The 12,857-nt window shown below is 53.3% G+C and carries 12 protein-coding genes; 2 read left to right on the top strand and 10 right to left on the bottom strand.

Going from position 1 to position 12,857, the window contains the following annotated elements; genetic code table 11:
- The 8 genes from POTG_RS06260 to POTG_RS06225 all read right to left on the bottom strand — a co-directional run.
- The coding region (locus POTG_RS06260; RefSeq protein ID WP_036644443.1) for a heavy metal translocating P-type ATPase at positions 1–1,357 on the bottom strand (1,357 nt) is incomplete at its 3' end.
- 151 nt (positions 1,358–1,508) lie between these two features.
- Entirely contained in the window at positions 1,509–1,709 is a 201-nt protein-coding gene (gene copZ, locus POTG_RS06255) for a copper chaperone CopZ (RefSeq protein WP_036644441.1), read from the bottom strand.
- A gap of 65 nt (positions 1,710–1,774) precedes the next feature.
- Complete coding sequence (locus POTG_RS06250) at positions 1,775–2,149, bottom strand: metal-sensitive transcriptional regulator (protein WP_009223975.1); 375 nt, start codon at positions 2,147–2,149, stop codon at positions 1,775–1,777.
- A gap of 383 nt (positions 2,150–2,532) precedes the next feature.
- Positions 2,533–2,817 (bottom strand): cytochrome aa3 quinol oxidase subunit IV, encoded by a 285-nt coding sequence (gene qoxD / locus POTG_RS06245; RefSeq protein ID WP_009223974.1) that lies wholly within the window; start codon positions 2,815–2,817, stop codon positions 2,533–2,535.
- Position 2,818: 1 nt separating this feature from the next.
- Positions 2,819–3,415 (bottom strand): cytochrome aa3 quinol oxidase subunit III, encoded by a 597-nt coding sequence (gene qoxC / locus POTG_RS06240; protein ID WP_009223973.1) that lies wholly within the window; start codon positions 3,413–3,415, stop codon positions 2,819–2,821.
- Positions 3,412–5,385: a cytochrome aa3 quinol oxidase subunit I gene (gene qoxB / locus POTG_RS06235; protein ID WP_009223972.1), complete on the bottom strand. Its 1,974-nt coding sequence runs from the start codon at positions 5,383–5,385 to the stop codon at positions 3,412–3,414. Before qoxB ends, qoxC begins: the two co-directional genes overlap by 4 nt.
- Before the next feature lie 24 nt (positions 5,386–5,409).
- A complete protein-coding gene (qoxA, locus tag POTG_RS06230; protein ID WP_009223971.1) occupies positions 5,410–6,366 on the bottom strand; it encodes a cytochrome aa3 quinol oxidase subunit II in 957 nt (318 codons plus the stop codon).
- Positions 6,367–6,905: 539 nt separating this feature from the next.
- Positions 6,906–7,880, bottom strand: a complete 975-nt coding sequence (locus POTG_RS06225) for a diaminopimelate dehydrogenase (RefSeq protein ID WP_009223970.1) — start codon at positions 7,878–7,880, stop codon at positions 6,906–6,908.
- A gap of 314 nt (positions 7,881–8,194) precedes the next feature.
- Here POTG_RS06225 and POTG_RS06220 point away from each other — a divergent pair, with 314 nt between their 5' ends.
- Positions 8,195–9,904, top strand: coding sequence for a copper resistance CopC/CopD family protein (locus POTG_RS06220; RefSeq protein ID WP_009223969.1), 1,710 nt, complete (start codon positions 8,195–8,197; stop codon positions 9,902–9,904).
- A gap of 36 nt (positions 9,905–9,940) precedes the next feature.
- On the top strand, positions 9,941–10,720 hold the full coding sequence (locus tag POTG_RS06215) for a YcnI family copper-binding membrane protein (RefSeq protein WP_009223968.1): 780 nt from the start codon (positions 9,941–9,943) through the stop codon (positions 10,718–10,720).
- Between the two features lie 78 nt (positions 10,721–10,798).
- On the opposite strand, the gene POTG_RS06210 is transcribed toward POTG_RS06215, so the two are convergent.
- Positions 10,799–12,028 carry an SLC45 family MFS transporter gene (locus POTG_RS06210; protein ID WP_009223967.1) on the bottom strand — a complete coding sequence of 410 codons (1,230 nt, stop codon included), beginning with the start codon at positions 12,026–12,028 and terminating at the stop codon, positions 10,799–10,801.
- Between the two features lie 13 nt (positions 12,029–12,041).
- On the bottom strand, positions 12,042–12,770 hold the full coding sequence (locus POTG_RS06205) for a glycerophosphodiester phosphodiesterase (RefSeq protein ID WP_036644434.1): 729 nt from the start codon (positions 12,768–12,770) through the stop codon (positions 12,042–12,044).
- Positions 12,771–12,857: the final 87 nt, after the last annotated feature.

The following is a 12,857-nucleotide window of genomic DNA, read 5'->3' as shown; positions in this document are numbered from 1 at the left end:
GCAGCTCCGGCTGCCCCCGTGTGATCGTGCCGGTCTTATCCAGCACGATCGCTTGCAGCCCTTGGGCGGCCTCGAGGTGCTCGCCGCCCTTAAACAGGATGCCGTACTCCGCGGCCCGTCCGGACCCGGCCATAATCGACGTTGGCGTCGCCAGCCCCAACGCGCAAGGGCATGCGATGACCAGCACGGCGATCGCCTTTTCCAGCGCCACGGCGAAGCTGCCCGGCGCCACGAAGAAAAACCACACCAAGAACGTAACTACAGCGATCCCAACCACAATCGGGACAAAAATCCCGGAAATCACATCCGCTACCCGCTGAATTGGCGCTTTCGAGCCTTGTGCTTCTTCTACAACGCGGATGATTTGCGCCAGCGCGGTTTCGCTGCCAACCTTGGCCGCTTGCACGCGCAGCACGCCATGTTTGTTGACGGTCGCGCCGATGACCGTGTCGCCTTCCTTCTTCTCCACCGGGATACTCTCCCCAGTTAACATCGATTCATCGACGGACGAGACGCCGCCGATGACTACCCCATCGACCGGGATCTTTTCGCCCGGTTTGACGATCAATACGTCCCCCGGGACAACCGCTTCGATCGGTACCACCGTTTCAACGCCGTCTTTGAGGATCAGCGCCGTTTTGGCCTGCAGCCCCATCAACGTTTTGATCGCTTGGGAGGAGCGGCCTTTGGCTAACGCCTCAAACCATTTGCCGAGCAGGATCAACGTAATCAGGATCGAGCTCGTTTCATAATACAGCTGGGGGGTATGCCCGTGAGGCATCGACAAAGACTCCAAGCTCAAATACAGACTGTAAAAATACGCCGCCGACGTACCGAGCGCGACCAATACGTCCATGTTAGCGCTGCGGCTGCGCAGCGCTTTGTACGCCCCGACGTAAAAGCCCCAGCCGATCATAAATTGCACCGGCGTCGCCAGCACGAGCTGGAACCACGGGTTCATAAACAGCTCCGGCGTCCAGATCCATGAGGTGAAGGAAAAATGCCCGGCCATCGCCCACAGCAGCGGGAACGCGAGCACTGCCGACACGATCAGCTTATTTCTTTGCTTCCGGATTTCCCGCGCGCGGATATCCCCGGACTCCTTCTCCGACGGCTTCAACACCGCACCGTAGCCCAACTGGCTTACCTTATCGATGATCTGCTCGATCGAGACCGTCCCCGGCTCATACCGCACTTGCGCCGTTTCAAGCGCCAGATTGACGTTGGCTTGTTTCACGCCGGGCAGCCGGTTTAACCCCTTCTCGATCCGTGCCGCACAGGCAGCGCAGGTCATCCCGGTAATTTGCAACGTCGTTTGGTCGTGATTCGCGCCGGCGGCAGGCAATGCTTTTTCCATGACAATCCTCCATCTCAAAACCCGCATATTTCATACCCCATAGGGGTATATCAAGGGCAAATAAAAATACTTCCACATCCCACTCCCCGTCCCTTAAGACGCACGGCTAATTCGCTCGCACGTCTTATAGGTCCGTGAAAAAGGCTTCGGATCAAACGACGTCGTATCCTTGATCCTCAATCGCTTCTTTGATTTGTTCAACCGTCACTTTCGTTTCGTCGAAAGTCACTTCCACCTTCTTCGCGGCCAGATCCACTTTCCCTGTAGCGCCCAGCCCGGCGATGGCTCCTTCTACCGATTTGACACAATGATTGCAGGACATACCTTCAACGTTTAACGTAATATTTTGCATGAACAATTCCTCCCATGAGTTTAATAATGGCTTCATCTTGCAGCGTACCCCCAGGGGTTCCGCCGTTATTTCATCAGCTTGTTGACCGTGACTAGCAACTCGTCGAGCACTTCGGTCTCACCTGCTTGAATTCGCTCGATCACGCAGCTCTTCATGTGTCCCTCCAGCAGCAGCCGGCCCACGCTGTTCAGCGCAGATTGCACGGCGGCGATCTGGTTCAGCACATCGTCACAGTAAGTATCTCTCTCGATCAGCCCTTTGATTCCGCGGATTTGCCCTTCAATCCGGTTCAATCGGCTGATCAGGTTGCTCTTCATCGCTTCAGAATGGTGGCTGCGCCGTACCGGCTTGCCATTCTCCGTTTCCGATACGCTATGATGCCCGCCATGCTCCTCGCAGTGTGCGGACGCCAAATGTTCCTGTCCCTCGACCTTCGCCATACATGACTCCTTTCCAAACCAACGTGGTTTGCTGTGGTACGCTCATTATAATATACCCCCATGGGGTATGTAAAGAGTCTCCGTTCAACTTTTTTCTAACATAACGGACCTCAAAGACCTTATCTGTCATTTCCCGGCTCATTTCCCGCACTAACGGACCCTGTGGACCTTATTGACACGTAAGAGGGCCCACCCTTCGCAAAATCCGCAAAATAACGGCCGTGAAGTCCGTTAGCCCTTCGTCAACGCCAACCAACATCATTTAACGGCGCTACGGTCCGTTAGCGTTAACGACTCTTCTATCCTAGCTTCCCCCGCTAACGCCAAAAAACCCGCTGCCACATACGTGACAACGGGTTTTTTTCTGATATTCGACTGTGCTCTTATTGGTAACCCCAAATCATCGTCAGCAAGGTACCAAACACGGTCACTAGCCCGACGAACAGGGCGTATACGAGGTTAGCATACAATGCACCTTTACTGCGGTTCTCGCCGATGTGCATGAACATGAACAGCTGCACCGACATCTGTACGGCCGCGCAGACAAGCAGGATCGTCATGCCAACGGCAAACGACATATCCCAGAATACCACCGACAGCGCTACAGCAGAAAGGATCAGTGAGAACACATATCCCATGACGTGTTGAATCGGGAACAGTTTTTTCATGTCACATCAGTCCTTTCAAGTATACAAAGCTGAAGATGAAGATCCAGACCACGTCCAGGAAGTGCCAGTACAGCGAGAAAATAAACGATTTGTTCGCCGTATCATGGGTAAACCCTTCGCGTTTCACCTGAATCATCAGCCCGCTGCCCCACAGCAGCCCCAGCGTTACGTGGGCGCCGTGCGTCCCCAGCAGGACGAACAAGCTCGACAGGAACGCACTGGTTTGCATCGTTGCGCCTTCATGAACGTACGTAACGAATTCGGTAATCTCGATACCAAGGAACCCGAGGCCCAGCAGCAGCGTGATGGCGAAGAACGCCATAAACGGTTTTCTCAGCCCCAGACGCATACTGTGTACCGCCAAGCCGCAGGTAAAGCTGCTGGTCAACAGCAAGAACGTTTCGCCCAGCACCGGTCCGATTTCGAAGATTTCCGCTCCGTTCGGGCCGCTGCCGGTCCGGTTCCACAGCGTCAGATACACCGAGAACAGCGTGGCGAAGAGCACGATTTCCGCGCCCAGGAACAGCCAGAACCCAAGAACCCGGTTACTGTTCTCTTCCGTTTGATATTCCAAAGGCAAAGTATGATCTACCTTCATGCGTGTTCACCCCGCAATCCTGCATCCGTGTCCAACCGATTGGCCAAAGCCTGCTCGGTTTTGATGATTTCGCTGACCGGAATATGTCGGCCGTGGTCGCGTTCGAACGAACGTACCGCCAGCATGACGAGAATCCCCAGGCCGGCGATAATCGCCGGTACCCACCAGCTAAAGACCATAAAGAATCCGAAGAAGAAGAAAATCACACCCAGGATAAACGGTTGACCGCTGTTGTTCGGCATATGAATCTCTTCGATTTTATCCGTATACAGCGATTTACCCGTTTTCTTCGCTTTCCAGAACGGATCGAGCGAATCCACTTTAGGCACAACCGCAAAGTTGTACTCCGGCACCGGAGAATGCGTGCTCCATTCCAGCGTACGTGCGTTCCAAGGATCGCCGGTTTTGTCCCGCTCCGCATAACGGAAGCTCCAGTAAATGTTGTACACCAGCACGATAAACCCGATGGCGAGCCCCACCGCACCGATCGAAGCGATCAGGTTCAGCGGACCAAAGCCTGTGCTTTCCGAATAGGTATACATCCGCCGGGTCATCCCTTTCAAACCAAGGAAGAACAACGGCATGAAGGTCACGTTAAAGCTAATGGCAATAATCCAGAAGGCCAGCTTGCCTTGACGCTCGTTGAGCCGGAAACCGAACAATTTCGGGAACCAGTAATAGAACCCTGCGATCACCGCGAATACGGTACCTGGAATCAGCACATAGTGGAAATGCGCCACCAGGAACATCGTATTATGGTATTGATAGTCGGCGCTCGCCATCGCCAGCATGACCCCGGTCACCCCACCGATCGTAAAGATCGGAATAAAGGCGAGGGAATACAGCATTGGCGTTGTAAATTCGATGCGCCCTTTTTGCAGCGTAAACAGCCAGTTGAAGATTTTAACCCCGGTTGGAACGGCGATCGCCATCGTCGTAATCGAGAAGATCCCGTTGACCATGACGCCGTGACCCATCGTATAGAAGTGGTGCGCCCATACGATAAAAGATAGCAGCGAAATAACGATCATACTCCATACCATGGATTTATAGCCGTACAAGTTTTTGCGTGAGAACGTCGAAATGACTTCACTGTAAATCCCGAAGGCCGGCAAAATAACGATATAAACCTCCGGATGGCCCCATACCCAGAACAGGTTGGCCCAGAGCATATCCATCCCGCCGTTGGCCATCGTAAAGAACTGCGTACCAAACAGGCGGTCGAACATCATCAGTGCCAGCGCCACAGTCAATACCGGGAACGCAAACAAAATAATGATGTTCGTAATGAGGATCGACCAGGTAAACATCGGCATTTTCATCAACGTCATACCTGGTGCGCGCATTTTCAGGATCGTTACCAGGAAGTTCACTGCGGTCATCAGTGTCCCAATCCCTGCAATTTGAATCGCAATCGAGTAATAGTTGTTACCTACGCTCGGGCTGAACTCAACGCTGGCCAGCGGGAAATACGCCGTCCAACCGGCATCCGGGGAACCCCCGATGACGAAAGAGATATTAAACAACATCGCCCCAGCGAAAAACAGCCAGAAGCTGACGGCATTCAAACGCGGGAATGCTACGTCACGCGCGCCGATTTGCAGCGGGATTACGACGTTCATCAACCCGACAACAAACGGCATCGCCATAAACAGGATCATAATGACCCCGTGTGTCGTAAAAATTTCGTTATAGTGCTGCGCATCCAGCAGCCCGTTCTCCGGTACCGCCAGCTGCGCCCGCATGAGCAGCGCATCCACGCCGCCGCGGAAGAGCATCAGCAGTGCGGAGATGATATACATGATGCCGATCCGCTTGTGGTCGACGGTCGTTAACCATTCGCGCCACAGCCAGCCCCATTTCTTAAAATAGGTTAATCCGATGACGATCGCCAGCGATACAACAACGATGCTGACCATCGCGCCATAGATCATCGGCTCACCCGTGACGAAAAATTCGTCCCATTTCATGTTCAGGTACTCCCTTCCCGTTGATTAGTTATGCGCTTCGTGTCCGCTAGATTCTTCCGTCATGTCCATGTCGGAGTGGTCCATCGTAGAGTGGTCCATCGTAGAGTGGTCCATCTCCTCGCTTCCGTTCTCGCCGCCATGATTATGGCCGGCGTTCTCCCCTTCCGGTGCAGGACGGAAGTCCAGATGGGTCGAGCTGTACGTTTGGCGGCCAACATGCGCGGTCTCCAGCAACTTGTCGAACTCCGACTCGGTCAGCTCAGGAGCGGTGTCCTTCACTTCTTTGACCCATTTGTCATATTCCGAAGGCGCCATGGCCAGCGCTTCAAATTCCATGTGTGCGAAGCCCTCACCGGAGAAGTTGGAGTTCTTGCCCATATACGAGCCTTCATGCTCGGCAACGATGTTCAGCGTATTCACCATATCGCTCATCGCGTATTTCTGTCCCGCCAGCTGCGGAATCCAGAAGCTCGTAATCGGTCCGTACGAATACAACCGGAACTCCACTGGACGGTTCGTTGGGAAGTTCACATAGTTAACGGTCTCGATCCCTTCCTCCGGATAGCTAAAATGCCATTTCCAGTTGGAGGAAGCGGCGTAAATCACGAGCGGCTTTTGATCCTCATAGCCTTTCGGCACTTTTTCTACAGCCGACGTACTGCGGACGGTCACAACCGACAGCACCGCTACGATAATGATCGGAATCGTAATCCAAGTGATTTCCAGCCATTTGCTGCCTTCCACATGCGGCGGTTCGTAGTCCGGCGCTGCTTTGGAAGCACGATATTTCGTTAACATATAGATGTACAGCGTGTAAACGACCAGCAAAATAAAGGCCATCGTTACAATCGAAAAAATGATGACTTGTGATTGGGTCTTGGCCACCGGACCTTTCGGGTCTAACACCGTCAACTGATTACACCCGGTCAGGAGGACAAGAAGGGCTGAAAATAAAGCTAACAGCAACCCTTTCCTTTTCATAGGATACCGATACCCCTTTCTTCATTGTGAACACCATCCCCCAAGGCTTCGGGAATGGCTTCGTTCGATCAGCTACTTTTATGTTAGGAAAGGGGGGATTGAATAACAATTCATATAGAATGTTAATTATGTAAAATTATTACATTATATAGTGTGACTTTTATCCTTTACATCGCATGAAAAGTTGATTTAAGACGATTTTCGGCCATTATCCGGAAAAATCGGCGATTTTGATAATTGTTCACAATGCGGTCTCAGCCTACCAGAGTTCGCAGAATTGTCATAGATAATCCGTATTTTGTGATTCGGTTCACAATATTTCGTGTTACGTTTTGCTTCACACCCCCACATCTCCCCTTGATATCAAGGGAGAATGTGACGTTTTCGTGACATTTTTGATTGAGACCAAACAAAGAGGCTGCCCCTAAGCAAAACCTCCCTTGCCTTCAGGACAACCTCTTACCTCAATATTTATGCTATTTATCGCATAGATAGACGAAACAAATGAAGCCGCGCCCGCTGTATGCGGAATCTTCTGCCTACAACAGCTCTTTACGCAGTTGCTCCGGCGATTTCGGCGACAACAGGCCGAACGGAATATCGAAGACTGTTTTCGCCCCCGACTCTCCAGCTTGCGATAGCTTGTACGCTGCGCGGGCGTATGCAACCAGCACGCTAGCCGTAAATTCCGGATTGCTGTCCAGCTTCAGGCTGAACTCGATCAGCTGCGTGCTGTTTGCGCCGGTCCGGCCGCTGCGCAGCACCATACCGCCGTGCGGCATCGCGGAGTGGTTCGCCTTCAATTCTTCCTCACTAATGAAGTGAACAATTGTGTCGTAATCCGCAAAATAGTTTGGCATCGACTTGATCTCCTGCTCAATCTTCGCCAGATCCGCCCCTTCCTCCGCAACGACGAAGCATTCGCGTAGGTGTTTTTCGCGAGTGGACAATTCTGGATTTTCGCCTTGGCGCACACGCTCAACCGCCGCCTCAACCGGAATCGTATACTGAACGCCGTTCTTCACGCCCGCCACGCGGCGAATCGCATCGGAGTGCCCTTGGCTGACGCCTTTGCCCCAGAACGTGTAGTCTTTTCCTTCCGGCAGCACCGATTCGGCCAGAAGCCGGTTCAGCGAGAACAAGCCAGGATCCCATCCGGTCGAAATGACGCTGACCGTTCCTGCTTTCTCCGCTGCTTCATTGACTTTTGCAAAGTATTCCGGAATTCTCGCATGCGTATCAAAGCTATCGACAGTATTAAACATCGCCGCCAATTGCGGCCCTTGCTCCGGCAGATCTGTAGCCGACCCGCCGCACAGGATCATTACGTCGATTTCACCTTTATATTTTTCAATTTCGGAAATATGAACCACGCCGCTAGCGGCTGCCACCTCGTCCGGTTGTCTGCGCGAAAAAATCGCTTTCAGTTGAAAATCGGGATTCTGTTTCAGCGCCATTTCCACGCCCCGTCCCAAATTTCCGTAACCTACGATACCGACATTAATTGTTGCCACTTAATATCCCCCTTCATTATGGTCAAACTCGTCATAACCCATAGACTAACCCCCATTGTAATTGACCCTAATCATTTTTTAAATAGTTTACATGCAAGGTTAGTGTTTTTGTTTAAACATTCTGCATATTTGTGCAAATCTTTTTACGTTTTATGCAAATCTTGGCTAGCCGAGCTTCACAAATCAGACACAATTAGACAGAGATTAGGGTGCGATATGGCCCATTCTAGTCATACTCAGGCGTAATTAATCCATGTAAAATGGTAATCATTGTGAGGAAGCTCATAGACTATCTGAATTGAGGATGAATTCGATTGAAAATATTTCTTCGTAAATGGACATGTTTCGCGGTTGCCGCTTGCATCATCCTTCTCGTACTAGCACCAACTTCTGCTTTTGCCCACGCGTATGTCGTTTCTTCCAATCCGGCGGCAAACGAGACATTAGATACGTCCCCTGAGATGATCGTCATCGAGTTTAATGAACCTATTGAGGCAGGCTTCCATAAACTCGAGGTCATCGGTCCAAACGGAGATGACGTAACGGATGGAGAAGCGGAAATCGATCCCCAGAAGCCGTCCCGGCTGACCGTCTCCTTGCAGCCGAATTTGCCGGAGGGGCTGTATACGGCAAAATGGAACGTGGTTTCCGGCGATGGACACACCATCTCCGGTACGATTCCGTTTCAGATCGGGCGCGGCGATCAGGGCATGGAGAGCGGGCCCCCGGTCCATCCAACGACGGATAGTGGCAGCTCGTTCCCGGGCTGGAGCCTGCTGATTGTCCGCTGGTTATTTTATGGCGGAATGGCGGGCTATCTTGGGGCGGTCGTCTTTCATGCGTGGCTTCTTCCCCGTCTGGACAATGCCTGGCCCGAACGTTTGAAGCGGCGCAGCCGAGTCATGTGGCTGAGCGGGCTGATCGCTTCCTCCGCCGGCATTCTGCTTAGTTTGCCGCAGCAAACCGCTGACGATGCAGGAGGGGGATGGAGAGAAGCGTTTGATCCGGCGCTTTGGCGGCAAACGCTCGTGTATACCACCTTCGGGGAGATTTGGAAGGTTCAGCTCCTATTGCTGGGAGGTTTGCTCTTATGGACGCTGTACCTGCTGCGCGCCAGCAGAAGCAACCGACCGTCTCAGCTTCCTTTGCTTGGGGCTATGCTGCTTGGCTTAGGGCTGCTGCTCTCCAAGGCATTTATCGGGCATGCCGCCACGGCAGACCTGCGAGGACCTGCCATAACGGCGGACTTCCTGCACTTGGCCTCATCGTTGATCTGGTTGGGCGGTGTTGGCGCTTTAGCGTTTTTGCTTCCGGCAGCAACTCAGCCATCCGCTAAAAAAGAAGAGGCCCGGCATTCTGCACCGTCGCAACTTCCCCTGTCTTGGCAGACGGTTCGGCGTTTTTCCATACTCGCCTTCATTATGGTAGCCATCCTGTTACTCTCTGGCGTGTATGGGAGCTTGCTGCACGTGCCAACGCTGTACTCGCTTACGCATACGACGTATGGTCTTGTACTGTTGGCCAAAATTGCCCTGACCCTGATCTGCCTGCTGCTCGGAGGTTGCTCCTTCCTGCGCAGAAGACAGGCAAGAAAGCCGCTGAGCGCCGCCGGCGTATGGACCGAATTGGGGACTGGACTGGCTGTCCTTCTATTGGCTGCTGTCCTGGCGAACTTGCCCACGGCTGCTGCATTCCCCGGTCCCGCTGCTCTGACCCATCAACTGGATGACGGGACAAAGGTCACGATCCACATAACTCCAAACGTCGCAGGCACCAACACCTTTCAGGTGAACGTGCTGGGTCTGGATGGACAACCCCGCAACGATGTGGACCAAGTGACGCTGGAGCTGACGTCAAAGGAGATGGATATGGGCACAATAGAAATCCTCTTCCCCGGCGGCTCCCCTCCCGAGGTGAGCGAATTGATTACGATGGGCGGCCGTTGGAACGTACACGTCCATATTTTGACGAGTTCACTGGACAGTTACGATTACGATACAGAGCTGGTAATAGGAAATCCGTAGAGAGGTTATCAAACTACGATCAAAGGAGATTTAGCCATGTTGAATCCAATATGTAATTTGAAAAAAACGTTTTGGCGTTACGCAGCCGGTTCCGCTATTGTGTGGGTCCTGACTTTCGCTTTCTTCACCGCCACGGCCGGCGCACACGTAACGGTTAAGCCAAGCCAATCCGCCCCGGGAGCCTGGGAAACCTACAGCCTTAAAGTACCTGTTGAAAAAGACGTCAACACGGTGAAAGTCGCGCTAAAGATCCCAGACGGCGTCGCCTTCAAACAGTACCGTCCCTTACCGGACTGGAGCGTAGAACTGACGATCGCGGAAGATGGAACGGTCACGGCCGTCACCTGGACGGCCGAAGGCGCTGGCATCGGCCCCGGCGAGTTCCAGCAGTTTGAATTCGTTGTACAAAATCCCGGCGAACCCGCGGAACTAGCCTGGGATGCCTTCCAATATTACAGCGACGGCAGCGTCGTGGAATGGACCGGCGCGGAAGGTACCGATCGGCCCCATTCGCTGACGGTGGTGAGCGCCGCGGAAGGTGCCGCGGATATTGCCGGTTCCCACACCGGAGTGGACGCCGGGGCGGGCACCACGGAGGACGCCGGGCATGATCACGGCAGCGCCAATGAAGGTGCTGCAGCCAATACTACGGAATCGAACGGTTCAGACACCGAAGCCTCCTCCGCGCCTCTGTCCAACGACAGTGGCAGTGGTTCCTCGGCCGGCACGACGGCCCTTGTACTTTCGGCTTGCGCGCTGCTCGTATCGCTGGTCGCTTTAGGGCTGGCTTTACGCGTCAGACGCAAGCACGCTTGACACAAAAAAACAGCGGGTCTCCCAAACGCTTCGCCGCGCTGGGACCCCCGCTGTTTTTTACATCACAGAGATATCAATTTATTTCATGCCGATGGGCGCCTGATCGAACGGCTCCTTACCTGAGCGCTGCTGCTCCCGGGGGATACCGAAAAGGCAGCACAGCGCCAGCAGCATCCCCGCGGATGCGCTGATGAACAGCGCCGGATAACCAAACACGTCGATCACCCAGCCGAGCAGCGGAGGCGACGTAATCGCGGCCAGGGACGAAACGAAATAATAGATCCCCGTACGCGTCCCGATGCTCTCCTCCCGCCCGGTGGAGACAACCCACGGGTAAGAGTTGATGTTGATGCACGCCCAGAAAATGCCCCCGACAATAAGCAGCAGCCGCAGCCACAGGACGGAATCAACGAAAATCATGACGCCGAAGACAACAAACAATCCGGCAACTCCGGTGGAGATGATCGCTTTTTTCCCATAACGAGCTCCCAGCCAACCGCTTGGCAAAGCAAATAACAGGAACGCAAGCGAGAAGAACGTCAACGAAAAAGAAGCTTCAGCATCGCTCATCCCAATCTGCTTGGTACCATACAACGTGAACAATGCCTCAACGCCTTGATAGGCCACAAACCAGAAGAAGATGGCCCCCAAAATCAGTACCGTCGTCTTGTCAAGCTGGTCCTTGATGCGAATCTGCGGTTTCGGGTTCTCTCCGGCCGCGTTGTTCCCGGCGAACCCCGTCACGAACGCTGCCGCTGGTTCACGGATAACCGTCTTCAGTACGAACAAACAAATTAACATAACAACTCCGGCAAACAGAAACGGCATATACGAGCCGATCCCGTAGAGCTGAGAGCCGATGCCAAAGGCCAGCACTGAGCCGATGCCGCCCATGAAGTTGATAATGCCGTTTGCTTTGGTCCGCTGCGGCTCCGGCGTAATGTCAGGCATAAGTGCAACCGTCGGCGCGCGGAACAAGCTCATCGACAAATTCATTAACACCATGAACAAAACAAGCGTCACAAACCCGGTATGCCAAGGGATCAAAGCCGCAAACACAGCACCTAACGGCATGCCAATCAGCAGATAAGGCATCCGCCGTCCGTATCGGGTATTCGTCTTATCACTGCGGTGTCCAATCCATGGCTGCAATACAATGGCGAAATAATTATCGATCGTCATCATAAACCCGATCATCGCGGCGCTCTTCAAATAATCGTCCAAAAACAGCGGAACAAACGCATTGTACAGCGCCCAGGTCAAGCTAATGCTAAAAAAACCGAGACCCAGCAGCCATGTTTTTCTCATCCGTTCACGCTCCTTATTTGGCCAGCAGTTCTGCCAAGCGGTCCGGGTAATCGGTAATGATACCGGCCACGCCTGCCGCGATCAGCGCCTGCATCAGCTTCGAATCGTTTACCGTAAACGGATGATAAACCACTCCGTTTGCCTTAGCTTCCGCCACCAGCTCCGGCGTCAGCGCATATTGGTAAGCGTGGAGCGCCTCCGCGCCCACCCGCTTCGCATAACCCCACGGTTCATACAAGCCTTCCATGTACAAAATGCCGGTACGGATGTCTGGAGCCAGTTTTTTGCATTCGACCAGAGAATAGTGATTAAAGCTGGAAATGATGATCCGTTCGCTTAAGCCAAAGCGGCGTACCGTATCCAGTACCTTTTGCTCAATGCCGGGGTACAAGACGACGCCGGTTTTCAACTCGAGGTTGACGATCGTGTCCGTGTTCCGAACTAGGTCCAGCAGCTCCTCCAGCGTCGGAATGCGTTCGCCCGCAAAATCCTCGTGGAACCAGGAGCCCGCCTCCCGTTGCTTGATTTCGGCCAAGGTCAAATCCTTCACCCACTCCGGCGTTCCTGCCGTCCGCTGCAACGTCTCGTCATGGATCAAGACCAGCTCCCCGTCACGCGTCATCTGCACGTCCGTTTCGATACCGGTCGCCCCGAGCTCCAGCGCTTTGGCAAAAGCCAGCATCGTGTTCTCCGGGTAATACCCCGCAGCTCCGCGATGCGCAAAATTAATAATATCGCTCAAAAGGATCATCCTCCCAGGCATTTATTTAAAATTAATATTAAACATTCCCCTACTATAATCCTGCATTGTTAGGCCTGTATAAAAAAG

It is taken from the genome of Paenibacillus sp. oral taxon 786 str. D14, assembly GCF_000159955.1.
Classification (GTDB): domain Bacteria; phylum Bacillota; class Bacilli; order Paenibacillales; family Paenibacillaceae; genus Fontibacillus; species Fontibacillus phoenicis.
The sequence above is the reverse complement of the archived record's forward strand: the minus strand, read 5'-3'. Positions and strand labels throughout refer to the sequence as shown.